General features: G+C 40.1%; 20 protein-coding genes. 8 read left to right on the forward strand and 12 right to left on the reverse strand.

What is annotated here, in order from left to right:
- Positions 1–390: 390 nt before the first annotated feature.
- On the forward strand, positions 391–1,239 hold the full coding sequence (gene rapZ / locus BEGALDRAFT_RS05840) for an RNase adapter RapZ (protein WP_040295292.1): 849 nt from the start codon (positions 391–393) through the stop codon (positions 1,237–1,239).
- A 184-nt stretch (positions 1,240–1,423) separates the two neighbouring features.
- Here rapZ and BEGALDRAFT_RS05845 read toward each other — a convergent pair whose 3' ends face one another.
- The 8 genes from BEGALDRAFT_RS05845 to BEGALDRAFT_RS05880 form a co-directional block, all read right to left on the reverse strand.
- On the reverse strand, positions 1,424–1,822 hold the full coding sequence (locus tag BEGALDRAFT_RS05845) for a hypothetical protein (protein ID WP_002684675.1): 399 nt from the start codon (positions 1,820–1,822) through the stop codon (positions 1,424–1,426).
- Positions 1,819–2,757 (reverse strand): hypothetical protein, encoded by a 939-nt coding sequence (locus BEGALDRAFT_RS05850; protein ID WP_002684676.1) that lies wholly within the window; start codon positions 2,755–2,757, stop codon positions 1,819–1,821. The genes BEGALDRAFT_RS05845 and BEGALDRAFT_RS05850 overlap by 4 nt, the downstream gene beginning before the upstream one ends.
- Positions 2,758–2,790: 33 nt before the next feature.
- Positions 2,791–3,312 carry a hypothetical protein gene (locus BEGALDRAFT_RS05855; RefSeq protein WP_002684677.1) on the reverse strand — a complete coding sequence of 174 codons (522 nt, stop codon included), beginning with the start codon at positions 3,310–3,312 and terminating at the stop codon, positions 2,791–2,793.
- Between the two features lie 89 nt (positions 3,313–3,401).
- Positions 3,402–3,782: a hypothetical protein gene (locus tag BEGALDRAFT_RS05860; RefSeq protein WP_002684678.1), complete on the reverse strand. Its 381-nt coding sequence runs from the start codon at positions 3,780–3,782 to the stop codon at positions 3,402–3,404.
- Between the two features lie 500 nt (positions 3,783–4,282).
- Entirely contained in the window at positions 4,283–4,849 is a 567-nt protein-coding gene (locus tag BEGALDRAFT_RS05865; protein ID WP_002684679.1) for a hypothetical protein, read from the reverse strand.
- Positions 4,850–5,056: 207 nt separating this feature from the next.
- Positions 5,057–5,674, reverse strand: a complete 618-nt coding sequence (locus BEGALDRAFT_RS05870) for a DUF7639 domain-containing protein (RefSeq protein ID WP_002684681.1) — start codon at positions 5,672–5,674, stop codon at positions 5,057–5,059.
- A 570-nt stretch (positions 5,675–6,244) separates the two neighbouring features.
- The gene (locus BEGALDRAFT_RS05875; RefSeq protein WP_002684682.1) at positions 6,245–6,739 is read right to left on the reverse strand and encodes an RICIN domain-containing protein; all 495 of its coding nucleotides are present in this window, start codon (positions 6,737–6,739) and stop codon (positions 6,245–6,247) included.
- 128 nt (positions 6,740–6,867) lie between these two features.
- Complete coding sequence (locus BEGALDRAFT_RS05880; protein WP_002684684.1) at positions 6,868–7,932, reverse strand: class III poly(R)-hydroxyalkanoic acid synthase subunit PhaC; 1,065 nt, start codon at positions 7,930–7,932, stop codon at positions 6,868–6,870.
- A 350-nt stretch (positions 7,933–8,282) separates the two neighbouring features.
- On the opposite strand from BEGALDRAFT_RS05880, the gene BEGALDRAFT_RS17975 reads away from it, so the two are divergent.
- The 3 genes from BEGALDRAFT_RS17975 (at position 8,283) to BEGALDRAFT_RS17985 (ending at position 13,930) form a co-directional block, all read left to right on the forward strand.
- Positions 8,283–10,478: a PAS domain-containing hybrid sensor histidine kinase/response regulator gene (locus BEGALDRAFT_RS17975; protein WP_002684686.1), complete on the forward strand. Its 2,196-nt coding sequence runs from the start codon at positions 8,283–8,285 to the stop codon at positions 10,476–10,478.
- A gap of 89 nt (positions 10,479–10,567) precedes the next feature.
- Positions 10,568–11,221, forward strand: a complete 654-nt coding sequence (locus tag BEGALDRAFT_RS17980) for a PIN domain-containing protein (RefSeq protein ID WP_002684687.1) — start codon at positions 10,568–10,570, stop codon at positions 11,219–11,221.
- Positions 11,222–11,287: 66 nt separating this feature from the next.
- Entirely contained in the window at positions 11,288–13,930 is a 2,643-nt protein-coding gene (locus BEGALDRAFT_RS17985) for an AAA family ATPase (RefSeq protein ID WP_002684689.1), read from the forward strand.
- Between the two features lie 401 nt (positions 13,931–14,331).
- Here the strand turns inward: BEGALDRAFT_RS17985 and BEGALDRAFT_RS05900 are convergent, their stop codons facing one another.
- The 4 genes from BEGALDRAFT_RS05900 to pyrE form a co-directional block, all read right to left on the reverse strand.
- Entirely contained in the window at positions 14,332–15,423 is a 1,092-nt protein-coding gene (locus BEGALDRAFT_RS05900) for a serine protease (protein WP_002684691.1), read from the reverse strand.
- A gap of 7 nt (positions 15,424–15,430) precedes the next feature.
- The gene (gene ubiA / locus BEGALDRAFT_RS19050) at positions 15,431–16,279 is read right to left on the reverse strand and encodes a 4-hydroxybenzoate octaprenyltransferase (RefSeq protein WP_002684697.1); all 849 of its coding nucleotides are present in this window, start codon (positions 16,277–16,279) and stop codon (positions 15,431–15,433) included.
- 18 nt (positions 16,280–16,297) lie between these two features.
- The gene (locus tag BEGALDRAFT_RS05910) at positions 16,298–18,322 is read right to left on the reverse strand and encodes an ATP-binding response regulator (RefSeq protein ID WP_002684710.1); all 2,025 of its coding nucleotides are present in this window, start codon (positions 18,320–18,322) and stop codon (positions 16,298–16,300) included.
- 188 nt (positions 18,323–18,510) lie between these two features.
- Complete coding sequence (gene pyrE, locus BEGALDRAFT_RS05915; protein ID WP_002684720.1) at positions 18,511–19,158, reverse strand: orotate phosphoribosyltransferase; 648 nt, start codon at positions 19,156–19,158, stop codon at positions 18,511–18,513.
- A 244-nt stretch (positions 19,159–19,402) separates the two neighbouring features.
- Between pyrE and tkt the strand changes: the two genes are divergently transcribed.
- The 4 genes from tkt to BEGALDRAFT_RS05935 all read left to right on the forward strand — a co-directional run bounded on the left by tkt (position 19,403) and on the right by BEGALDRAFT_RS05935 (position 24,379).
- Positions 19,403–21,394, forward strand: a complete 1,992-nt coding sequence (tkt, locus tag BEGALDRAFT_RS05920) for a transketolase (protein WP_002684722.1) — start codon at positions 19,403–19,405, stop codon at positions 21,392–21,394.
- An 81-nt stretch (positions 21,395–21,475) separates the two neighbouring features.
- Positions 21,476–21,712, forward strand: coding sequence for a helix-turn-helix domain-containing protein (locus BEGALDRAFT_RS05925; RefSeq protein ID WP_050978415.1), 237 nt, complete (start codon positions 21,476–21,478; stop codon positions 21,710–21,712).
- A 326-nt stretch (positions 21,713–22,038) separates the two neighbouring features.
- Positions 22,039–23,052: a type I glyceraldehyde-3-phosphate dehydrogenase gene (gap, locus tag BEGALDRAFT_RS05930; RefSeq protein WP_002684724.1), complete on the forward strand. Its 1,014-nt coding sequence runs from the start codon at positions 22,039–22,041 to the stop codon at positions 23,050–23,052.
- A 151-nt stretch (positions 23,053–23,203) separates the two neighbouring features.
- Entirely contained in the window at positions 23,204–24,379 is a 1,176-nt protein-coding gene (locus BEGALDRAFT_RS05935) for a pyridoxal phosphate-dependent aminotransferase (protein ID WP_002684726.1), read from the forward strand.
- Positions 24,380–24,521: the final 142 nt, after the last annotated feature.

A 24,521-nucleotide genomic window follows, 5' to 3' on the forward strand; every position in this document is an offset into this window, starting at 1 on the left:
ATTCGCTTGCTATAAGTGTCACGTAACCTGAGTTCGGCGAGTTTCTTTTAAGAAGATAACAGCTTGTCTGAATCAGGATTAACAGGATTAAAAGATTGTCTGAATCAGGATTTTCAGAATTAAAAAGACAAGAAAATTAAAAGAATAAAAAATTATGTTTTTAATTCTGCTAATTCTGAAAATTCTGTGAATTCTGATTCAGACAAAAAAAGACCTGCTAGGTTTTCAAAACCTAGCAGGTATCTGTTTTATTTTATAAATCTCGCCGAACTCAGGTTATTTTTATTTAAGGTATTTTTTGCAAAACTGAGGTTATTATAGCTTATGCATATAACCTTCAGAGATAATAAACGCTGATTAAAAAGGATTCTTAAAGTAATGGGTGGATGTATGAAACTTTTAATTGTCAGTGGTTTATCAGGTGCTGGTAAAACGATTGCCCTACACAGCTTAGAAGATATGGGCACTTACTGCGTTGATAACTTGCCTGTTAGTCTCTTGCCTGCTTTTGCCGAACAAGCGCAACAACTCGCAAATTTACATGATTATGTTGCCGTTGGCGTTGATGCTCGCACAGCCGCTCTGCACGACCTCCCCAGCCTTTTACAAATGTTGAGCGATACTCATATTCCGTATTCAATCTTATTTTTAGAGGCAGATGATAATGTTCTCATCAAACGTTATAGCGAAACTCGTCGAAAACATCCGCTCACGACGAAACAATTGCCTTTAGCAGAAGCGATTAAGTATGAACGCCAACTCCTTGCTCCGTTATCCAGTCGTGCCGACATCCGTATTAATACCAGTCAAATGCATGTCCACCAACTGCGCGATATGATACGTTTACGGACTGATTTGCAGGTTAATCAAAGTATTTCTATTCTTTTCCTGTCTTTTGGTTTTAAATATGGGCTTCCCCAAGAAGCCGATTTTGTTTTTGATGTCCGCTGTTTACCAAATCCCCACTGGGACACAGAATTGCGCCCACTGACAGGACGCGACAATGCGGTTATTCAATTTCTTGCTTCACAGCCTAAAGTTCAACAAATGCTTAATCAAATTGGACAATTTTTAACAGATTGGATACCACAATTTGAAGCGGATAACCGTAGTTATTTAACCGTTGCCGTCGGTTGTACAGGTGGACAACATCGTTCAGTTTATATCAGTGAACAGCTCGCGCAACGTTTTAGCGAAAAGCGTGATGGTGTGTTATTGCGACATCGTGAATTAACCTGAGTTCGTTAAATTTCTTTAAAAAGACAACAGTTTGTCTGAATCAGAACTCACAGAATTTAAAACCCTTAAACCAAAAAATTAAGGTGAATCATGCTTTTTAATTCTGCTAATTCTGAAAATTCTGTGAATTCTGATTCAGACAAAAAAAGTTTTATTTTATAAAATTCGCAGAGCTTGGGTTAAGTTAATAATCAATGCCTAATCGCCACTGTAAATGATTTGTTTGTAAGATTTGTAGTGCATCGACAAATTGTTGTAATTCAAATAAGAGTGCGTCGATGTGTTCAATATGTTGTGGTTGTTGTGCAAGTAAGCCCATCATGGTAGAAAACCATTCGATACCTTGTTCTGGCTCAAACCATTGATTGTCCACTTGTACAACATCGTCAGGCACATCTAATGCCTCTAGTAAAGCCGCATCCATTCCAACAAAATCATCTAATAATGGTAAATCTTGCAAATTTGCGAGTTGATTCATTAAATCAGCATGTTTGCCGATTAATTTACCATCTATTGCTGTTAATGTTGCGTCGATTGTGCTTGTAGATTGATTTGCTATTAAATAATAAGCAACGCCCATCATGAACGCCTTTCTAGCTGATGCGCTAACCCCCGTTGAAAACTGGGTGATTGTGTTAAAACGGGTTGACGCGCTAAACGATATGGAAATTCTAAACCTTGCCCTCCTTCGGTAGGGTAGGTTTGCCCTTGATAGTGCACACTATATTTTATCGAAGTTGCATCACTTGTCGTTGCAATTTTTAATAAAGGCGTTTTAATTTCTGCAATGCCGTGTAAAACCGACCACGCAACTGGAAAATTCAGTAAGGTTTGTAACCATTGCCATTCTTCAGTAAATCCTAATGTTTGCATCAATTGCCCCATTTGTCGCCCTAATTCTACACTTGCAGGGCAATCATAACGGCAGGGGTGGTGCGGAATTAAGCGGAGTCCTAAGGCTTGCCAGAAAAGATTGGTTTCAATACGCGGTGGTAATTCAATGAGTTGGGTATCAGCATTGGAGGGTTGTTGGCTGGCTAACGCACTGTGCCATGTCATATCGAGATAATTTTGTTCTGTGCAATATTGGTGAAATGCGTGATAGCAACAGGCAGGATAACCCAATAATTGGCTGATGCTTGCCTCGTCTTGTTGTGTAATGGCTTGTTGTAAGGTTTGAATGGCGACAGGATAGCCAACAGCAACCCGTAGTAAAAACGGTGTTTCACCCGTCACTTGTAACAACGCGCTTGCATTGGCGTATTGGGCGATGGATTGCACTTCTAGCGGTAAACTGACTAATCCATGTGTTATCCATTCGCTTGCAAGCGTTATCAGTTGTGTTGGGGATAAAACCAAGATGCCACAAGCGCGTAACCCTGATTTCACCGATTGCCATTCTAAGATTTGCCAAACCTGTATTAAACGGGTGAAACGGTTTTCCCAAACGGTTCTAGCTGTCTCACTCACCCAGCTAACCCGTGTAAAATCAGGTAAGACAAAGTTTAAACGCTCCACAATATGCCTCGTTAAAAACTGGAGTTAATGCGGTTAATTAAGGTGTTGTGCATAAGCGGGAGGGGTTGGAAACGTTTGGGTAATTTGCAACCGTAAATCCCATTCAGCGATTTTTACTGTTTCTGACAGCATTTTGCAGAGGGAATGCAGCATATTTTCGCTTAAGACTAAATCCACGCCTGCGCCTTCTTTTGGGTGTAAGCAGAGCAATTGTGAGCCGTCTTCACGTTTTTTGCGACTAATCCGTGATAATAAAACAGCTGGTTTTCCTAATGGATAGTGTTGGTTTCCATTTTCAAACGGTTTAGAAAAATCCATTTGTTGTAATAGATTTTCATGTTGAAAGGATAAAACAGCGGCTTGTATATGGGGGTCTGTGTAGCGTTTGCTGGCTTCAACTTCTTTTAGCATTTCTAATAAAACCGCCCAGAGTAAGCGAACATATCGCCGTGTAAACCAGAAACGGTATTCTGCTTTATCGTGTGTGTTGACCCGAAATTGTAAGCGGTCTTCCAAAGGGTCAAAACTTAATTGCATTTGATACAGTTGCGACATAGTAACTAGAATTCAGGTGACATCAAAAGAGGGGGACTATAACGTATAACAAGTGATAATTTTAGCTGTTTATAGATTGGTTTGAATTTTTAAAAAGCAATAAAAGCAGAGCCAATGAATAAACATAGCAAAATAAAAAATATCTGGTATATGAACCGTGGGGTAGTATATTGAATATAGGGAGTTGCTTTTAAAATATCTTGATATTCTGGTGAAAAAATAAAACGTCCTTTTTTAGCCAGTAGTAAATAGAGTATGTAAATACCTAATATTGTTCCCATAGGAAAGCTAATCATTGGAGCAATTGCCAATATGATTGTTGGAATGTACACCCAATTTTTTAAGGTAAGAATACCATACCCAACAAAAAGCAAAGCAATCCCAGCTATAAACACTAATATTTCAATATATTCAAGCCTGTGAAAAGAGTAGAAGACCTTTATAAAATAAGCTATGCCACCGATAATCATTAAAGGTAGTCCAATGAGGATGCAAATAGAACCAAGTATTTTAATTTCTGTTTCACACCCAAAGTGTTCACGACGGATTGCTTCTATTGCTGGACTTGCAGGCTAGACGACTGTAGATACAGGTGATGAGTAGGAATTAATCTCTTTCATAGAATAGCTTTTGTAAATATGGCATATTTTGAGGCTAATCTCATTAAATTATATAGTAAACGCACTATAAAACGATGCGAAGGACTGCCAGTCCTAAATTTAATCACTTTATGGTACGTTTAACGCTAGTTCGGCGAGTGGCGAAAACCTTTTAGAATTTTTCAACTAAAAAAATGTAGGGTGGAATAGCGAAGCGTATTCCACCATACGATTTATAATCTGTTTTTGCTCAGTTTTTGCAGAATTTCAAGGTGGAATACGCTTCGCTATTCCACCCTACAACATTCAATCTGTTGTCTTTTTAAAAGAATCTCGCCGTACTCGCGTTAATTGATTTCGCGTTTTATCAACTAATTAAACGGCGATAATACTTTGCCCACATCTTGTAAAGGGCCTAAAGGGTTCTTACGGTCTTCATATTCGAGAATATGGGGTTCACCGCCCCATAGTTTATAAATAACTAAATCTTCTTTTAACACAAATAGTGCATCAAATCGCCAGCCTGTTGTCTTTGTTTTACGACGGAAATTTAAGATGTCTAACAATGCGTTCCCATACCGCTTACTGTTTCTCTGCATAGGAATGATTTCATAGCCTTGGCACTTCTCTTTGATTGCCAAGCAGTCGCGTACTGCGTCTGGTAAATCTGCCAAAGTAATAGATGAATTGGGAATAAAACGCTCAATTAACTCTAAATAGTTAATTAATCTAACGTTTGGTGTTGAAAAGGGGTCTATTCCTAATTTTTTGAGTTTCTCTGTTGTTGTCACCATTGGTTCAACATTATCAAAACTAATTTTAACTTCTTCAAATGACTGCCAAGGGGATTGTGTTGTGGTGTCAACTTCAGGCAGTAAACCGCTACAGCCTGTTAAGCTTAAGAGCATACTGAGTAGCCAACTGTGTTTGAATAACATGATGTAATATCCTTATCCGATATACCTTATTAAAGGTTCTCTAGGCAAATAATATACCCTTTTATGATAAGTTTCTTAAAGGGAACAACAGAATGGCGTAATAGGATAGTGATAAAAAGGTCAAATGGAAGGATTTAATGATTAAAAATAAGGCCTATTGGTCAGATAGGTCTTATTTCTATGGGTAATAAGTGCGGCGTGGAGATGTTATTGACATTCTAAGATGGTTTTTAAGGGGGAAGAGTCTCCGCGACTTTCGTTAATATTCAATAAGCGTTTGACATTGCCTTGTTCTTTATCCGTGACGAGAAACTTGCGTAAGTAGCTGGGAATACTGCTATAAGCCATTCTTAAAATCGCTAAATTTTCTTGAGAGGGATGCGTCACATAGGATTGTACTGCCTCCTCGCATTTATCATATGCCGACTTTCCACCGTTTAATTGACTCATAATGTCACTTATTTCTAGAAATAAGTCGGCTTCTTCTTGTGCAGATGTCACATCGGGTGTGAGTGGTACAAAAGAAACAATTTCATTGTGTTGAATATATGTGCGTAACGTTTTGAGATGGCGGATAATAACGCCTGATTGTAATTGCATCCAAATCGTGCCGTCGGCAAACACCCACACAGGACTCGGAACGTAGTGTTCTTGCGGGGAGGGTTTTTCGTACACGATGCAAAAAGCCCCTGTCCGTGCTTCACCACCATCATTTAACACACCATAGAACCAGTTAAAATTTCTAATTCGTTGTACTGCTGGAAATTCAATATTCTTTTCTTTCCACACTTGCCATTTTGTTTTTAGCAATTGTAATACTTGCATGGTCGCGCCCTCTTATTGTCAACGGATGGGTATAGATGTTTAGGTATTTGCTGTTAAATACCTGACAAAGTGTATGGAATGGAATGGTTATAAATATAGTAAATTCGTTATAAAAGAAAATAAGGACTGCTCTATATCCATAAAAAAAAGATTGTTATTTAGACCTTATTATTATAAGTGTTTGAATATTTTTGATGTATTAGCACGAATTGATGACAAAGGTATGTTGATTTATTTTGCCGTATTAGCGGTTAAAATCTTTATCATTTGTAGTATTTTTTAGATAAAAATTGTTATCTATTAGATAAACGGAATATACCCAATTGATTTAGGATATTGGGGGAGGAGGAATAGTCATGTTGAAATTATCGATTTATATAAAAAGACAACAGCTTGTCTGAATTAGAATTCACAGAGTTTTTAGAATTAGCAGAATTAAAAAGCGTCATTCACCTTAAATTTTTGGGTTAAGGGTTTTAAATTCTGTTACCGACAGACCTGCTAGGTTTTCAAAACCTAGCAAGTCCTAAAGAATGGATTATATTTAAAACAGCTTAAATCAGTATGAATTTACCAGTGCCATTTTTGATTGGGCGCGTCGTTGCAGTCCCAAATTTGTACATTCGTTCCTGCTTTGTTGAAATCGCCACCCACGTCTAAGCATTTACCGCCTGCATTGACTAAACGCCCACCTTCTAAACGCCATTGTTGATTAGGCGCGTCATTGCAATTAAAAATTTGCGCATTTGTGCCTGCCCGCTTGATATCGCCACCGACATCTAAACATTTACCCGCTTCATTCATTAAACGTCCGCCGTCTAAACGCCATTTTTGGTTAGGCGCGTCGTTGCAGTCCCAAATTTGTACATTTGTCCCTGCTTCATTGGGATTGCCCGCGATATCCAAGCATTTACCGCCCTCATTATAAAAACGTTTATTGGAGGTTGCTTCGCGGGCGGCTTGAAGTTTTTTATCTAAAGCTTGCTGAACTTTGTCCAAATTATCCGCTTGAGCGGACAGGCTTAATAAAACAAGGGGTAATAAACCGATAAAACGTTTTAGCATACGTTATCTCCTTAATTATTGGTGTTATCAGAATAAAGTCGTTAAATCAACAACCTTGCAAGTTGCAAGTTGCAAGGCTTTCATCATAAGGGCAAATTGTGAAGAAAATATAGCCGTTTGCCCTGATATTAACTGCGTGTATCTAACCATTTTCCAATGGTTGCAGGCATTTCTTTTTGAATACGCCCGCTTACATAAATACCAATATGTCCCGCTTTAAAGGCGAGTTCTTGATAGTCTGTGCTTTTGATTAATTTGTTAAGCACAACGGATGCCGCTGGTGGAACAATATGATCCTCCGTTGCATAAATATTTAAAATAGGCATCGTAATATTGTGTAAATCAACCCTTTTCTCTCCTAAAATCAAACGGTTTTGTTTTAACGCATTTTGTTGAAAGAAGAGTTTTATAAATTGGCGAAAAGCCTCGCCTGCTTGGTCGGGGCTGTCAAAAATCCATTTTTCCATTCGCAAGAAATTTTTAGCTGCGTCGACGGTGTGTAAACTATCTAACATGTCTAAATATTTCTGTCCTGTAAGGCGAAACGGTTTTAAGGATAAGAATGTCCAATTCAGCAATTCACCGGGAATATTCCCCAAGGTATTTACCATTAAATCCACATCCATTTTCTTTATCCAGTGACTTAATAAGTTGTCGCTGGTATGAAAATCGATAGGCGTCACCATAGTTATCAAGTTTTTAACTTTTTGTGGATATAATGCACTGTAACATAAGCTAAAAGTTCCACCTTGACAAACACCTAGAATATTAATCTTTTGAATCCCATGGCGTTTACAAACAGTTTTAACGCAACGATGTAAATAACCTTGAATATAATCTTCTAATGTCAAATAACGGTCAGCCTCGTCAGGATATCCCCAGTCAATCAGGTAAACATCTTGCCCTGCTTCTAATAAACCGCGAATGGTTGAACGATTAGCTTGTAAATCCAGCATGTAGGGGCGATTGACTAGTGCATAAACCACTAATAACGGAATAGGATTAGGATGGTCAACAATGGGGGTATAACGATATAAAACTAAGTTATCCTCTTTATAAACAGCCTCTTTAGGGGTTACACCGATATCTATTTCGGTAATATCTGCGAGCGTTTTTAACCCATCACCCAGCTTTTTGTTAAATTCTAATAACTCTTGTACGGCATCTTCTGCACGAATATTGAGAGGCGACATAGTGATTTCCTAAAAAGACGCAAAAAAATGTAACTGACTTAAAATAAACGTAGCATGAAATGCTTTCTACCCTTCATCATCCATTAAAAAATAAGCGTAAAATCTAACTGGCATCATTTATTCAATACTTCACATTACCAACGATATCACATGACAAATTTGAGTGACTCAATGACGCTTATGTTAAAGTAATTTTCAGTAAATGCCTGCATAAACATTGCCTTTATAATCAATAACAGTACAACTATTTAGCATTGTGAATGATTAGCGTGACCGCTATCAAGTCATTATTAATGGCGATAGATTGAAAGTTATAAACACTGCATCTTTAGCGAGAGGGATAATTAACAGTGTCCATTGATGATATTCGTTTAAAAGCAGAATTACTGTTCTTACAACGTGCTAATCATTCCAAAGAAGAAAGCACGGTGACAGCAGAAGAATATCAAAAACTCTATCAAGAATTGAGTCTTGTCCAAATTGAGTTAGATATTCAACGTGAAGAACTACAACAAACCCGTCACGCTTTAGAAGAAGTTAAAAGCAAATATTTTGAACTTTATAATTTTTCTCCTGTTGCTTATTTCACCCTAAACGCACAAGGGCTTATCCTAGAAGCCAATCTAAAAGGCATACAGCTATTAGGCGTCGACCCGCATATATCCTACCATCGCTCGATTTTTTCTTGTTTAACTCATCCCTCACAATCTATTTTTTATCAGCATTTACAATCGCTCGCAAAATATCGTAATCGCCAAACTTGTGAACTCGAGATTAAGCGCAAAGCCTCGCCAAATATCACCTATGTCCGTGTTGAAAGCGTGCCGCTGCTCACTACGGATAATTTATATATTGAGCGAGTTTTCACAAGCTTTACCGACATCAGCGATTGCAAACATGCAGAACATCTCTTACGTATTCAACGCGATTTAAGCCTAAACCTCATTACCGCGAATAATATCAATAGCGCAAGTCAACAATTACTGACTGCTTGCTGTCAAATTCGCGAAATAGATTGCGGTAGCGTGTATTTGACCGACATAGAACGTGGTGGACTTTCTCTTATCGCTTACATTGGCTTATCAGAGGATTTTGTTAAAAAAACCAGCTATTACGCTGCGGATAGCATAGAGGCACAACTCACACAAACAGGGCATTCACTCTATGCCAATTTCCGCGACTTGCCACTTGCACGTCTCAACAACCTCATGCGCGAAGGGTTACAAGCAACCGCTATTTTACCAATTCAAGATGAAGGAAAAATTATCGGTGCGATTCAATTAGCTTCCCACATCTACCAAGATATTTCACCTAACAGTCGCCACGCAATAGAAACTATTACTAATAAAATACAAGGTGTTATTGCAAGACTCAGTGCAGAAAATGCCTCTCGTCGCCAACACAGTGCAGAAATCGCCAGCCGCGCTAAAACAGAGTTTATCGCCAATATGAGCCATGAACTCCGTACCCCATTAAATACACTATTGATTCTGGCAGAAGGATTACAAGAAGGTTCATACGGTACACTCAACCCACAACAACAACGCTTTCTCCACGCGATAGAAGAGAGCGGACGACACCTACTTTCCCTCATTAACGATATTCTCGACCTTGCGAAAATAGAAGCGGATAAAGTAGAACTGAATTTACAAATGATAGCGGTTGAACCTGTTTGTCAAGCAAGTCTGCGATTGGTGCGACAAATGGCCCATAAAAAGTCACAACAACTACATTTCGACATGGCAGAAATTGGGCTACTGATTTACAGCGACGAACGTCGACTAAAACAAATTCTTGTTAATCTTCTCAGTAACGCGATTAAATTCACCCCTCTAAAAGGCGCGATAGGGCTTAAAGTTCATACTAATGCAGAACAAAAACAAATCGTGTTCACCGTCTGGGATACAGGCATCGGCATTGCCCCTGAAGACCAAAAGAAGCTATTTACCGCATTCGTACAACTGCACAAAGAACAGAATAGAGAATATGAAGGAACAGGCTTAGGTTTAAATCTTGTTTATCACCTCGTCAAACTTCACGGCGGTAGTATTAGTGTTGCTAGCGAATTAAATTATGGCAGTCACTTCATTGTCACCTTACCTTGGCAAACCGACCATGAAAAACAACTTATGACCAAAATTAACGCCGAAGAAAAACCACCAATTGTTCGTACTGCTAAAGAAATCAACATATTATTAGTAGAGGATAATTTAATTACTGCTCAAGGAGTGTCTGACTATCTGACAAGCTGTGGCTATCAAATGCAAACCGTAGAAACAGGGCGACAAGCCTTAGAAACGCTAACACATTGGCAACCGCATATTATTCTGTTAGATGTACAACTCCCTGAATTAGATGGCTTATCTGTTACTCGTAAAATCCGAGAAAATCCAAAGTGTTGCCATATCCCCATTATCATCATCACCGCAATGGCAATGCCAAATGACCGTGAAAAGTGTTTAGAGGCAGGTGCAACAGAGTACCTCAGCAAACCCATTACACTGAGACAATTAGTTGCAACGATAGAGCGGTTGTGTCAAATATAGTTGTTAAATATTTTTTAAATCAAACTATTATCTATAGTTGGTAATCTTTAAAAGATTATCTAGTCTAAAGCAAAATCAGGTTACAGAACATGCAAGAGAATTTAACCGAAATACAAAAAATTCTGTTGATTGATATTGATAACTGCCCAAGTGAAATCAACAATATTATTGGTAATTCAAAAATTTATAGTCGTATTGTAATTTGCTATGGTGGACAAGTTCCCAAAGTCTCATTGAATTTATTATGTGCTTTTGCGGACATGATGAATGAAAAAAAATTAGAAATTATTGGTATGCAAAAGAAAGGAAAAAATGCGGCTGATTTTGGGTTATGTTTCTTAGCAGGAAGACTATCGCAACAAATCACACAAGCAGAATTTATTATTTTATCGAACGATACTGATTTAGACCATGCAGTTAATCTATTGCAAACCGTAGGACATTCAGCTCAACGTATTGGAACAATGCAAGAAAATCAGACGGTAACAGAAATATCTCCACTTAAACATGAAAGCAAATCTATAACAAATGAAATCATAGAATTAGCACAGGATTATTATCAACACCATTTGAATGCGACCATTAAAAAATCTCAAGCCCGTCCTGCAAAAAAAGAAACCTTACTGAATAGTATTCGGGCATTCAGCCAGAAAAAAATGCCTAACGTCGAAGTTGCTATTTTTGATTATTTACACTCAAAAGGGTATTTTCGTATTTCAGCATCAGGCAAAGTAGAATATTAAACGCAATACAAAAATATATTAGTAACTAATTTTATTGCAATTATTACAGCAGTCCATCCACTTCCCATGCCTACACCGCCCCAACGCTCAAGCTATTTTCAAAATGCCTATGAACGATTTTTCTTTCTGCATGGGCATACTGATGATGAATTTTGCCCGCCCCAGTTAGGTATTTATACCTTAGAAGAAATGCTCTTCACCCATTTGCAACAACTCGGCTATACCCGCATCATCTTCTATAACGGACGGCAAAAAATTTATTTTCACGATTTTCAATCCCGACAAGCCAGCAGTCCACAAGCACAAACGGATAAACCCCAATCCAAACCAACCCCAAGCCCTGCTCGTCCCGCCAGTAAATTATGTTCTGGGCCCGTCGGTTTACAACGATTACGCACCCGCGCCACAGAAACCGAACCCAACCCCGCCGACCCCGCCTCACGACTGCCACCGATGAAGCAAACCATCGTCTATAACTCGTTACAACTGGGGCGCATGTCTGATACCGACGTAGTGGGCTTTATCGCCCGTTGTATGCAGGAGGAACAACCCAAAACGGCGGTTATTTTTACCGATGGCTTGGATTTTATCCTTCATTTTGAAGCCAGCGCACAGCGCACAATGGCGGCAATGTTGACCCGCTTTGGACAATTGCCTTCAACCAATCATAACCTTTGTTTATTTCTCTTACCCGACACCAACCCGCAAAATATCCGCACAGTGTTAGAACAAAAAGAATGGTTATTCCTGCTCAATCAGTTTTTAGATAAAGACAATACCCCCTCACAACGGGTGATTTCTATCGGTTCTCCGCGCCAAGATGAAGTTTTAAACCTACTCCACTACTGGCGACTGAAACGCCAATTATTGACCGATTGGCAACTGCTTCCTGATGCCGCGCTGGCTATCACGCGCCAACTTTGCGCGACAGGACAATCATTAAAAGCCCTTAGTTATCAACTCTCAACTTGCCAAGACTTAAGCGCGAATACGCTCAAACAACTGGCACAACAAACTGCCCAACAGCCCGCCATTGACCGCTTGCGCCAGATGAATGGTTTAGAAATTATTTTGCAAAAAATGGAGCGGCTCATCGCTCGTGAACAAGAACGCTTAAGCGATGAAAGCAGGACGCTGGAGAATAAACACCAAACAGGAACTTGTCGTTTACTCCCAGTTACTGCAACCGCTGAAAAAAATATATCTCTCAATATCGTTTTAAAAGGCAATCCCGGCACGGGCAAAACCACGGTTGCTTATCTCATCGCTGAAATTTTCCGCGAAGCAGGATTATTAGAACTTGGGCATGTTGTTAAAGCCTCACGCGAGGATTTAGTTGCGGGCTATGTCGGACAAACAGCTATCCAAACCGCGCAAAAAATTGCTGATGCTATGGGCGGTGTTCTCTTTGTCGACGAGGCTTATCGATTGGTCGAAGGGGGTGAAAATGATTTTGGGCGCGAAGCGATAGAAACCATCATGGAAGCCATGTCCAACCACCTCGGCAAATTTGCCGTTATCATTGCAGGTTATCCCCAACGGATTGAACAATTTTTAAATACTAACCCTGGACTGCGTCGCCGTTTTGGAGAAGGCAATATTTTAAGTATTCCCGACTATACCCCTGATATTTTACAAACGATTTTCCTTCAACAGGTTGCCCGAGAAAGTCGGCGACTCGCCCCCGAATTACAGGAAAAACTCCCGCACTTTTTTCACAATTGGTATCAGCACCGTAACCCCGAAAACTTTGGCAATGCGGGTGATGTTTTAAATTTGTATCAACAAATGGATGAACAGCGCATTATGCGCGTGCGTCAAAATCAACTCGCTGATAAACAATTGCGTTTTACCCTAACGCTAGCCGATATTCCCGAACCGCTACAAGCCTATTTACAAGCCAGCGATAACGATAATATTCAAACGCTGTTAAACGAATTAGACCAATTCATTGGTTTACAAACGGTTAAACACCGTATTCATGGCTTAATTAATGCGATTAAAGTCCAACAATTACGCGGTGAATCGGCGCACGTCGTCGCGGGGCATTACGTTTTTATTGGCAACCCAGGGACGGGTAAAACCATGATGGCGCGTTATATGGGACAAGTCTTTAAAGCCCTCAGCATCTTAAAAAAAGGGCAATTGATAGAAGTCACCCGTGCGGATTTAGTTGGCTCTTACCTCGGCGAAACCGCGTTAAAAACTCGACGGGTGATAGAAAACAGTTTAGATGGGGTTTTATTCATCGATGAAGCCTATCAACTGTTGGAAAGTGCTGAGGATGAATTTGGCAAAGAAGCAATACAAACTTTAGTCGCGGACATGGAAAACTATCGACACCGCCTCTGTGTGATTGTCGCGGGCTATCCTGACAGTATGAAAAGTTTTTTAAACAGTAATCCTGGGCTACCTTCCCGCTTTGCGGGACATATTCTATTTGAAAATTACAATGCAACGGAGATGTTAGCGATTTTTCAAGCAATGGCGATAGAAAAACGATTAACCCTTGCCCCTGAACTTCATGTCCAATTAAAGATTTTATTTAGTAATTGGGAAAAAAACACTCAAGCGACATTCGGCAACGCCCGCGATGTACGGAATTTATTGGAAGAAATGATAATTCGGCAAAATACCCGTTTAGTGGAAAATCATATTACAGATAAAACAGCCTTGTATCGATTAGAGCTTGTTGATTTACCGAATTAATTTTTGTTCTATGAGATTAGGTTTTGAAAACCTAGCAGGTCTTTTTTTGTCTGAATCAGAATTCACAGAATTTTCAGAATTAGCAGAATTAAAAAGCGTGATTCGCATTAATTTCTTGGTTTAACGCTAGTTCGGCGAGTGGCGAAAACCTTTTAGAATTTTTCAACTAAAAAACGTAGGGTGGAATAGCAAAGCGTATTCCACCATACGATTTATAATCTGTTTTTGCTCAGTTTTTGCAGAATTTCAAGGTGGAATACGCTTCGCTATTCCACCCTACAACATTCAAGCTGTTGTCTTTTTAAAAGAAACTCGCCGTACTCGCGTTGGTTTAAGGGGTTTAAATCCTGTTAATTCTGCTAATTCTGAAAATTCTGATTCAGACAAAAGTCTTTAGTGAATTAAAAATTCTTCGTACTTTCAATATTAGAAAAAGGACTGCTGCAATTGCCACGATAGGCTGTGACGGCAACATAATAGCGTTCATTTGGTTGTAAGGATGCTTGAAAAAACGGTTGTTGTCCTAAATCTACGCTGGCGATATGTTCTAATGTGCGGTTATCCATGGGATAGGAATAGGGGGCAAAATATAAATTGTAACCATCCGCACCCGCTACGGTGTCCCAAATAGCCGTGGCAATTCCATCAGCATAACTCACGATGAGTTTAGGGGATTCGGGAAAAGTGGTGCAAATTTGGCTTTGTATAAAACTCAGATAGCTGGCTATACGGGTGTAAATACCATAGTAATTGGGTTGCGCACATCCGTTGCCAAAGCTCACAATGCCCAGTTGTTGCCAGCCTGTTGCGGTATTAATAACTAATCCGCCACCACTATCGCCAACACAGGCATCTATCCCGCCTTGCGCATATCCCGCACATAGCATGAAGTCTTTAATATAACCGTTATAAGAACGGGGTTCGTTACAGATATCTGTGCTGATAATGGGAACATTGGCTTGTTTCAGTACTTCTGAGTAGCTTGGATAGCTATTTTGGGTTGGCTGTCCCCAACCTACTACAGTTGCAACCATCCCTACTTCGTCCAAGAGTGTATAAGCATCAACGAGATGAACAGGTGTAACGGTTGTCATCGGGGTTTGTAGTTGTAACAGTGCAAAATCAGCCTGTGGGAATAGGCTATCGAAATTATACTGGGGAGAAAGAATAATTTGACGGATAGGTCTTTGTACTTGGGCAATTGCGGTGACGGTTAAATTATTTTCCGCGATAGCAACCGTTAAATCACTGGCTTTATAAGATATTTTTGTGTTTTCATCGTGGGTACAGTGGGCGGCAGTGAGTACCCAATCGGAGGCAATGAGTGTTCCGCCACAACTGAATAATTTATCGTTTTTATAGGTAATTAAGACCATCCATGGATATTGTCCCATCGCTGCCGTTGAGCCACCAATTACACGAACTTGTGCATCACTAGCGATTAATGGGCTAATCCCTATCAGCAGACAGAGAAAGTTAAGAAAATAGCGCATATTGATTTTAAAGATAGCTTAGAAAAATACCGAAAAAAATGGCAAAGCCTGCCCAATGGTTATTTAAAAAGGCTTGGAAACAGCGGGCGGGGTCGCGGTCTTTGATTAAAATCTGTTGATAAATAAATAAGCCTAGCGCGATGACTAAGCCAAAAAAGAAGAAAGCATTAAATTTGTGTAGTACGCCAACCCAAATCAGTAGGAGTAAGGCAACACTTTGTAATAGTGCAATAATTACTTTATCCCAACGTCCGAATAAGATAGCACTGGATTTCACCCCAATTTTTAAATCATCTGCTTTATCCGCCATGGCGTATTGGGTGTCGTATGCCACTGTCCAAGCAAGATTTGCGCTAAAGAGTAACCATGCTGTAAAAGGGAGTTCATTTTGTAACGCTGTAAATGCCATTGGAATTCCCCAACCAAACGCGATACCTAAGAAAACTTGTGGGAGGTAGGTGTAACGTTTAGTAAAGGGGTAGAGACTTGCAAAAAACAGCGCGCCAAATGATAGCAGTATTGTTTTAAGATTGAGGCATAAGACTAATAAGAAGGCGAGTAGGCATAAAACGGCAAAGAGGATAAGGGCTTCTTTGTGGCTCACTCGTCCTGCGGTGAGTGGGCGGTCGCGGGTGCGTTGTACGTGGCGGTCTATCTCTCTGTCTGCAAAATCATTAATGACGCACCCCGCCGAGCGCATTAAAACAACGCCTAGAATAAAAATTAAGGTAATCCAAAAATTCGGTTGTCCTTCTCCTGCAATCCAAACTGCCCAGAGTGTTGCCCATAACAGTAGATAAATTCCAATCGGGCGATTCAGGCGTGTTAGTTTTATATAATCGTGTAAACGAAGCATTATCATGTTTTGAATACGTTAGGCTTGTAGCAGTGTTTCAATTGCGTAATGTAATTTTTTTAAAGTCATGGGTTTACTGAGATAAAGATTTGCGCCAGAAGCTAAACAACGTTCTTCATCACCTTTCATTGCCAGTGCAGTGACGACAATAATCGGTATTGTCTGAAATTCTTTACATTTTCTTAAACGTTCAATAGCGGTAATACCGTCCATATCAGGCATTTGAATATCCATAATAATGATATCGGGGTGTGATTTTTCTGCTTTTTCTAAGGCTTCTATGCCTGTTTTTGCAATAATGACTTGATAGCCATGATTACTTAAATATTCAGCAATCACGAGCACATTATTTAAGTTATCTTCTGCGATGAGGACAGTTTGCGCGTTGCTTGTTTTTATATCGACGATGTCACTGTTTTCAATATCATTAGAAGCACGAGTTGTTAAAGGGGGAGGCGGTGGCGTTTCTAGCATACTGTCGCGCCAGTTTAGGGTAAAACTAAAGCGACTGCCTTTGCCTTCTTCGCTTTCTACCGCAACGCTACCGCCGTGCAGGCTTGCAAGGCGTGAAACCATTGCAAGCCCTAATCCTGTTCCTTCATATTGTCGATTGAGTGATGCATCTAGTTGTATAAAAGGCTTAAAGAGTCGGTCTAAGTTTTTATGTTTAATGCCGATACCTGTATCCCATACAGTAAATGTTAAGGTTTGCTGTTGTATATTACTGAGAACTTCTAGCCCTATTTTTCCGCCTTTTTCAGTAAATTTAACCGCATTTGTTAGTAAATTGATAAGCATTTGCTTTATACGTCTTTCATCGGCATAAACAAATCGAGCTTTAGGGTCGCGGTAGTAATTAATTTGTAGTTGTTTTTTATGGGCTTGTTGGCGTATTAGTTGTAAACTAAGCTGGCAAATATTATCAATACTAACGTTATCAAATTGTAATTCAAATAAACCTGTCTCAATTTTAGAAAGGTCTAAAATATCATTAATTAAGCTTAATAAATGTTGTCCACTATTGTTGATAACTTGTAAATAGCGCAGTTGTTTTTCATTTAATACGCCGAATATGCCTTCTTGTAAGGATTCAGTGAGTCCTAAAATAGAGTTTAAAGGCGTGCGTAGCTCATGGCTCATGTTTGCCAGAAATTCGTCTTTTAAATGGACTGCCGCTTCTAGGGCAATGTTTAAATTAGCTAATTCTTCAGAGCGTTGTCTTAAAGATTCTTCCATTTGTTTGCGCATTGTAATGTCGACAATAATGCTTAATCGGCATTGTACTTCGCCTTGTTCATCATACATTAACTTAGTGGTTATACTTCCCCAGATAATCTCCCCTGTTTTAGTAATATACCGTTTTTCATAGGTTTGCGTTTCTGTATTTAAGGGCTTTTGACGTAGAAGTAATTGTTTTTCGATATCATCAGAATGGGTAAAGAGCACATTATTTTTTCCCAAAACCTCCATTTCAGTGTATCCAATCATGTTACAAAATGCTTGATTTACCTTGATAAAATTACCATTAATATCGGTTAACGCGATACCGACAGGGGAGAATTCGACAATTTCACGAAAGCGTGTTTCACTTTTTCTTAAGGCTTTTTCGGCTTGTTGGTATTTGACTAAAAGTGGGGTAAGTCTTGCGACATCTTGATTCGTTTTTTGTCCACGAGCTGGCGGGTTTATTTGTGTAAGTGTAAGTAACAACATCGCACCAAAGGCTTTACCTGATTCAATGGTGATATTTACGTAGCCATCAATATGCGCACCCAGAAAACGCTTAATTTGCCATTCTTTTACTTGTGCTTGTGCAACTTCGTCTAGCTTTTGCCGTTCACTTTCCAAATGGGGGATAAGCGTAAAAAGCGGTTGATGCAGAAGTTGAGTATCTTTCTTGTTTAATAACAAGGCAAACATATCATTGTGATGAGTTAACATTAATGTTTCGTCTAATAGGGCATAACCAATTTGTTGCCGCTCTAAAATATGTAAGGCTAGCTCATTGATAATATTGATAGTTGGCTGACGACAAGAAAACATCCGTTTTATCCTAAGATAAAGAGTTGATATAACATTTTCATGTTCATGATGAAAAGTATTTACTGGCTTATGTAGTTGATGAGGTAAGTGACGAGGCATACACAAGTATTCTTTAACTTAAGCGTTTATGCAAAATCCAATCATCTTTTAAGTGACAGAGGACTGGATTTTTATGAGTTGTTTACAAGTTAATCAATACCATACATAGCACGATAGGCTTGAATAGCGGTTATTGTTTCAGTTTGATTAGGTTGTTCTTGTAGGTATGTCATCAACTCTTTTAGCGTCACAATGCTTAAAACCCGTGTCTGATAACTTTGTTCAACTTCTTGAATTGCTGATAATGTACCTTGTCCCCGTTCTTGACGATTTAAAGAAATCACTACCCCCGCCAGTTGCGCACCTGCGGTTTGAATGATTTGCATCGATTCACGAATCGCTGTACCTGCGCTAATCACATCATCAATTAATAACACCCGACCTTGTAACGGTGCACCGACAATTGTCCCGCCTTCGCCGTGGTCTTTCGCCTCTTTCCGATTAAAGGCAAAGGGGAAATCGCGTTGATAATGGTCAGCAAGCGCGATACTGGTTGCAACAACCAGCGGAATGCCTTTATAGGCAGGTCCAAACAGCATGTCGAATTCAATGCCCGATTGTTGAATCGTTGCGGCGTAATAACGTCCTAATTGCGCCATCGCGCTACCTGTGTTGAATAAGCCCGCGTTAAAAAAATACGGACTTTGTCGCCCTGACTTTAAGGTAAAATTGCCAAAGCGTAACACTTGACGTTGAATCGCAAAGTCTAAAAATTCTTGTTGATAACTCTGTAACATTTGGGAAATAGAAAATAGGTGGGTAAAATGGAGCGCGAATTTTATTCGCCCGATTTTTGTTAATAAACAATACAGATTATTTCATAAAATCCCCATGTAAATCTGCTCTAATAATCAGAACTTTTACTTTTATATAAAAATTATTTATATATTGATGATTAATCATAAATAAGAGAGAATAGACTGCAAATGATTTTAAAAAACTGTCGTTTTAACCTAAGTCCCATTCAAGGGGGGGAATTCAATGCCTACACGTAGAGAACTTGCCAACGCCATCCGTGTGTTGAGTATGGACGCTATCCAAAAAGCCAACTCAGGACATCCCGGTGCGCCGATGGGCATGGCTGACATTGCCGAAGTGTTGTGGAATGACTACTTACAACACAATCCAGTCAATCCACAATGGTCTAACCGTGACCGCTTTATCTTATCTAACGGTCATGGCTCTATGTTGCTGTATTCTCTACTGCATTTATCGGGCTATGATTTACCCCTTGATGAAATTAAACGCTTTCGTCAATTACACTCAAAAACCCCAGGGCATCCTGAATATGGCTATACCGCAGGCGTAGAAACCACCACAGGCCCATTAGGACAAGGGATTACCAACGCAGTTGGGATGGCAATTGCAGAAAAAACCTTAGCGGGACAATTTAACCGCGAAGGCTTCCCCCTTGTTGACCACTACACCTATGTATTTTTAGGCGATGGTTGCATGATGGAAGGGATTTCGCATGAAGCCTGCTCGCTGGCTGGAACGTTAAAACTCGGTAAACTTATTGCTTTCTATGATGATAATGGTATTTCTATTGATGGTGAAGTCGAGGGCTGGTTTACCGATGACACCCCAAAACGCTTTGAAGCCTATCATTGGCATGTGATTCCTAATGTTGATGGACACGATGCAACCGCGATTAAACAAGCGATTGAACAAGCCCGTGCTGTCAAAGATAAACCCAGCTTAATTTGCTGTAAAACTATCATCGGTTACGGTGCACCAAATAAGCAAGGCAAAGAAGAATGTCACGGCTCGCCCTTAGGTGACAAAGAAATTGCCTTAGCCCGCGAACAATTAGGCTGGACAGCCCCCGCCTTTGAAATTCCTGCCGATATTTATGCTGGATGGGATGCAAAAACCAAAGGCGAACAAGCCGAACAATCATGGCAAGCCTTATTCCAAGCCTATCAAAAAGCTTACCCCGAATTAGCCCAAGCATTTACACGCCGAATGGCAAAACAATTGCCGAAAGACTGGGCGAGTAAATCCGCTGAATTTATTGCCAATGTCAATCAAAAAGCGGAAACCATTGCATCGCGGAAAGCCTCACAAAATGCAATCGGCGGTTACGCGCCCGTTTTACCCGAATTAATTGGCGGTTCTGCTGACCTTGCGGCCTCTAACTTGACTTTATGGTCAGGCAGTAAAGGCATACAAGAACATACCGACGGCAACTATATTTATTATGGCGTGCGTGAATTCGCCATGGCAGCGATTGCCAACGGTATCAGTTTACACGGTGGCTTTATTCCTTACTGCTCGACCTTCTTAATGTTTTCTGAATATGCCCGCAATGCTTTGCGCATGGCAGCCTTGATGAAAGCGCGTAATATTTTCGTCTTTACCCATGATTCTATTGGCTTAGGCGAAGATGGCCCAACGCATCAATGTGTCGAGCAAACTGCAACCCTGCGCATGATTCCGCGCATGTCCGTGTGGCGACCCTGCGACGCAGTTGAATCTGCGATTGCGTGGAAATTAGCGATTGAGCGCGAACACGCACCCAGTTGTTTAATTTTTTCACGGCAAAATTTACCGCATCAAGCCCGCACCGCTGAACAATTACAAGCTGTTGAACGGGGTGGTTATACGCTATTAGACTGCACGGGTATGCCTGAAGCCATTATTATCGCTACAGGTTCAGAAATCGGCATTGCGATGGATGCAGGTAAACAATTGCAAGCGAAAGGGAAAGCGGTGCGCGTGGTTTCTATGCCTTCAACGGATACCTTTGACCAACAAAGCCCTGAATATCGTGAATCTGTTTTACCTGCAAGCGTAAGCAAACGGGTAGCGGTTGAAGCGGGTGTAACCGCAGGCTGGTTTAAATACGTTGGTTTGGCAGGCAAAGTAATTGGTTTAGATACTTTCGGTGAATCCGCACCCGGTGGTGAACTGATGAAATATTTCGGCTTTACCACTGAGAATGTGATGCAAACGGTGGAATCGCTTCTATAATTTGAAATGATTTTAGACCCTGCTTGTTTTTACAAGTGGGGTTTTAAAGTCTGATGTCATATAAAGAATGTAATTACTTTAATGCCTATTCACGCTGAATTGACAACCCAAGAAGCCGCTGAACTATTAAATGTCAGTCGCCCCTATTTAGTCAGCCTATTAGAAAAAGGAGAAATCCCTTTTCATAAAATTGGCTCACATCGTCGTGTTTTAGCAAAGGACATCATTGAATATAAAAAAAACCTACAAGCTAAACGTTTAGAAACGCTTAACGAACTTACAGCCCTTTCACAAACGCTAGGGATGGGATATGAATAATATTCATATTTTCATTAAATTATAATGGAATCCCTCTATATCCCGCGTCATTTTGAAAATAGTTGTAATTTAATGGATAAATATATAGCTGTGGAATATTCATGAATAGCTTATCTTTAATTTAAAGAATTTTTTACTTACTTTATAAACGATAAAAACAATCTTTCTGTTTCAAAACTAGCGGAATATATAGATTTTATTTAAAAAATTAATTTAATGCTTTTCTTGGGAAAAAGCGACTTGATTAAAACGCTTTTTATCCTATTTAGACCCCCCACAAAAAAAGCTACAATAAACATTTTTTCTCTACACAGGGAGCGAATTCAATGACAATTAAAGTTGCAATCAATGGCTATGGTCGTATTGGACGTAACGTGTTACGGGCATTGTATGAAGCAGGACGGACGAACGAGATTCAAATCGTTGCCGTTAACGACTTAGGCGATGCTGAAACCAATGCGCACTTAACCCGCTACGATACCGCACACGGTCGTTTTAACGGCACAGTCGCAGTCGAAGGCGAGTACATGGTCATTAACGGCGACAAAATCCGCGTATTTGCCGAGCGCGACCCCAGCAAATTGCCTTGGGCAGAGTTAGGCGTTGATGTGGTTTATGAATGCACGGGCTTATTTACCAGTAAAGCCAAAGCGGGCGCACATTTAGCTGGTGGTGCGAAAAAAGTCATTATTTCCGCACCTGGTGAAAAAGATGTAGATGCAACTGTGGTTTATGGGGTTAATCATGCTGTCCTCAAAGCTAGCGATACCGTTATTTCTAATGCGTCTTGTACCACTAACTGTCTCGCCCCCTTAGTCAAGCCTTTACACGATAAAATCGGGGTGTTACATGGTTTAATGACCACGGTTCACGCTTACACCAATGACCAAGTGTTAACCGATGTCTTTCATAAAGATTTACGTCGCGCCCGTTCTGCAACGATGTCCATGATTCCCACTAAAACAGGGGCAGCCGCTGCCGTTGGGTTAGTGTTGCCTGAATTAAATGGCAAATTAGATGGTTTCTCAATCCGTGTGCCAACGATTAATGTGTCTGTGGTCGATTTAACCTTCGTGGCTAAACGTGCCACAACTAAAGATGAAATCACGCAAATTTTAACCGAAGCATCACAAGGTGAACTGAAAGGGATTTTAGCGATTAATCACGCGCCTTTAGTGTCTGTGGATTTCAATCATAATCCTGTCTCTTCTACCTATGACGCAACACAAACTAAAGTCATCGATGGCACGTTAGTGAAAGTTTTATCTTGGTATGACAATGAATGGGGTTTCTCTAATCGTATGTTAGACACGACTCTTGCCTTAATGAATGCGAAGTAAGCTACTGAATAGATAAGGGTGAATGGATACACCCTTGTCTTTAATTCCTTGTTCAATTATCTGTCTGCTGACAAGATAGCAATTGAAAAAACCTTGTTGAAAAAAGATAATTATCTCCCCGTTTTTTCTTCATTCAGGTGTGTCACGCAAAATGCAATTATCTGACCGAGTACAAGCAATCAAACCCTCACCCACGTTAGCCGTTACCAAACGTGCTAATGAAATGAAAGCCGCAGGACATGATATTGTCGGCTTAGGCGCAGGTGAACCCGATTTCGATACCCCCCAACATATTAAAGATGCCGCTATCGTTGCATTAAATAAGGGGTTGACTAAATACACGGCGGTTGATGGTACACCCTCTTTAAAGAAAGCCATTGTTGATAAATTTGCGCGTGAGAATGGCTTAACTTATACCGCAAAACAGGTTTTAGTCTCTTGTGGCGGTAAGCAAAGTTTTTACAATCTCGCTCAAGCGATGTTAAATGATGGCGATGAAGTCATTATTCCCGCACCTTATTGGGTTTCTTATCCTGATATGGTGATTTTAGCGGGTGGAACACCTGTAATTGTGAGCGCGGGCATCGAGCAACATTTTAAAATTACCCCTGCGCAGTTAGAAGCCGCAATTACGCCGAAAACGCAGTTATTTGTGATTAATAGCCCGTCTAATCCAACAGGTTCACATTACACGCCTGATGAATTAAGCGCGTTAGCCGAAGTGTTACGGAAACATCCGCACGTATTCATCGCTACTGATGATATGTATGAGCATATTCTGTGGGAACATTTACCCTTTAAGAATATTTTAAATGTCGCGCCTGATTTGTATGAGCGCACCATTGTTTTAAATGGGGTTTCTAAAGCCTATTCTATGACGGGTTGGCGGATTGGTTATGCAGCGGGTCCTGTGAAGTTGATTGAAGCGATGACTAATATTCAATCGCAATCAACCTCTAATCCGACCTCTATTTCTCAATATGCGGCGGAAGCAGGGATTAATGGCGATACGACTTTTATTCAAGAAATGGTTAAAGTCTTTAAAGAACGCCATGATTTCGTCTTAGCTGAATTATTGAAAATTGAAGGCGTTCAATGTGAAGCCTCTCAAGGCACTTTCTACATTTTCCCCAGTTTTCAAGGCGTGATTGCGCGTAAAGGCATGAAAAACGATTTAGAACTCAGTGAGTTTTTAATCGAGAAAGCTGGCGTTGCGTTAGTGCCTGGTTCTGCTTTTGGGGCTGAGGGTTATGTGCGTTTATCTTTCGCAACCAGCATGGATAATCTGAAAAAAGCGTTGGAAAGAATGCAAGCCGCGTTAAAATAAGCGTGATGAGTTGATATTAAAAAACCTAGCAGACATGGGTATCTGCTAGGTTTTTTTATGTCTGCGATGTCTTATAGTAACCGTACTATAAAACGACACGAAGGACTGGCAGTCCTAAATTTGAACTACTTTATGGTAAGTT

The organism is Beggiatoa alba B18LD (assembly GCF_000245015.1).
Classification (GTDB): Bacteria; Pseudomonadota; Gammaproteobacteria; order Beggiatoales; family Beggiatoaceae; genus Beggiatoa; species Beggiatoa alba.

What these genes read in the sequence shown, in the direction of transcription:
- rapZ (WP_040295292.1), top strand. Translation starts at nt 391, where the DNA reads ATGAAACTTTTAATTGTCAGTGGTTTATCAGGTGCTGGTAAAACGATT.
- BEGALDRAFT_RS05845 (WP_002684675.1), bottom strand. Translation starts at nt 1,822, where the DNA reads ATGATGGGCGTTGCTTATTATTTAATAGCAAATCAATCTACAAGCACA.
- BEGALDRAFT_RS05855 (WP_002684677.1), bottom strand. Translation starts at nt 3,312, where the DNA reads ATGTCGCAACTGTATCAAATGCAATTAAGTTTTGACCCTTTGGAAGAC.
- BEGALDRAFT_RS05860 (WP_002684678.1), bottom strand. Translation starts at nt 3,782, where the DNA reads ATGATTATCGGTGGCATAGCTTATTTTATAAAGGTCTTCTACTCTTTT.
- BEGALDRAFT_RS05865 (WP_002684679.1), bottom strand. Translation starts at nt 4,849, where the DNA reads ATGTTATTCAAACACAGTTGGCTACTCAGTATGCTCTTAAGCTTAACA.
- BEGALDRAFT_RS05870 (WP_002684681.1), bottom strand. Translation starts at nt 5,674, where the DNA reads ATGCAAGTATTACAATTGCTAAAAACAAAATGGCAAGTGTGGAAAGAA.
- BEGALDRAFT_RS05875 (WP_002684682.1), bottom strand. Translation starts at nt 6,739, where the DNA reads ATGCTAAAACGTTTTATCGGTTTATTACCCCTTGTTTTATTAAGCCTG.
- BEGALDRAFT_RS05880 (WP_002684684.1), bottom strand. Translation starts at nt 7,932, where the DNA reads ATGTCGCCTCTCAATATTCGTGCAGAAGATGCCGTACAAGAGTTATTA.
- BEGALDRAFT_RS17980 (WP_002684687.1), top strand. Translation starts at nt 10,568, where the DNA reads ATGCAAGAGAATTTAACCGAAATACAAAAAATTCTGTTGATTGATATT.
- BEGALDRAFT_RS17985 (WP_002684689.1), top strand. Translation starts at nt 11,288, where the DNA reads ATGCCTACACCGCCCCAACGCTCAAGCTATTTTCAAAATGCCTATGAA.
- BEGALDRAFT_RS05900 (WP_002684691.1), bottom strand. Translation starts at nt 15,423, where the DNA reads ATGCGCTATTTTCTTAACTTTCTCTGTCTGCTGATAGGGATTAGCCCA.
- ubiA (WP_002684697.1), bottom strand. Translation starts at nt 16,279, where the DNA reads ATGCTTCGTTTACACGATTATATAAAACTAACACGCCTGAATCGCCCG.
- BEGALDRAFT_RS05910 (WP_002684710.1), bottom strand. Translation starts at nt 18,322, where the DNA reads ATGTTTTCTTGTCGTCAGCCAACTATCAATATTATCAATGAGCTAGCC.
- pyrE (WP_002684720.1), bottom strand. Translation starts at nt 19,158, where the DNA reads ATGTTACAGAGTTATCAACAAGAATTTTTAGACTTTGCGATTCAACGT.
- tkt (WP_002684722.1), top strand. Translation starts at nt 19,403, where the DNA reads ATGCCTACACGTAGAGAACTTGCCAACGCCATCCGTGTGTTGAGTATG.
- BEGALDRAFT_RS05925 (WP_050978415.1), top strand. Translation starts at nt 21,476, where the DNA reads ATGCCTATTCACGCTGAATTGACAACCCAAGAAGCCGCTGAACTATTA.
- gap (WP_002684724.1), top strand. Translation starts at nt 22,039, where the DNA reads ATGACAATTAAAGTTGCAATCAATGGCTATGGTCGTATTGGACGTAAC.
- BEGALDRAFT_RS05935 (WP_002684726.1), top strand. Translation starts at nt 23,204, where the DNA reads ATGCAATTATCTGACCGAGTACAAGCAATCAAACCCTCACCCACGTTA.